This is a genomic window from Petralouisia muris (genome assembly GCF_004793545.1).
Classification (GTDB): domain Bacteria; phylum Bacillota; class Clostridia; order Lachnospirales; family Lachnospiraceae; genus Petralouisia; species Petralouisia muris.
The window spans coordinates 1-560 of record NZ_SRYA01000246.1 but is presented as its reverse complement, the minus strand read 5'-3'; the positions used below and the strand labels follow the sequence as shown (position 1 = coordinate 560).

General features: G+C 49.1%; 1 protein-coding gene. It reads right to left on the bottom strand.

The window, feature by feature from the left end; all coding sequences use genetic code 11:
* Positions 1 to 90: 90 nt before the first annotated feature.
* Complete coding sequence (locus E5329_RS29340; protein ID WP_135992596.1) at positions 91 to 411, bottom strand: hypothetical protein; 321 nt, start codon at positions 409 to 411, stop codon at positions 91 to 93.
* Between the last annotated feature and the right edge of the window lie 149 nt (positions 412 to 560).

Here is a 560-nt window from a genome sequence, read left to right as displayed (position 1 = left end):
TTCGGGGCTTTCGGGTGATGCCCGATGACAAGCTCCGTGTTCCCGATAGTGCAGCTCTCTATGATTTCATAGCCCTGATTGGAGCGTGTTTCACCGTTCATAGGCGTTCCTCCTTTCCTGCTGTTTTCCGTCCATATATTGCTGCAATTCATACTGGCAGGGGACGTACAGCCTACCGTTCTCCACACAGCGGAAAATATCACATTTTTTGTCCGTGGACGCAGCATAAAAATCATCGTAAGAATAGGGGAATTTCTGGCTTCCCCTGCCGTAATAGTCGGCGGCAAAAAAGCCAAGTTCCCTATCTGTCTTTAATCTGCGGGTAATCTTGAAAAAATCATCTTCCCGCTTTGTAAACTGCCGCTCTGGGATAAAGTGATGCCCGCCGTATTCAAAAGACTTATCCTGCATCTTTCACCTCACGATTCTTTGGCATATCTGCGGTATGCCTTTTCGCCTCTGGCTCTGATTTTCTGCATCCGCACGCTTCCTAAAAGCTCTGGGTATTTCTCCTGCAATTTGCGGCGTGTCCTGCCCACGCTCTCAAAGCTCGGCAAGCC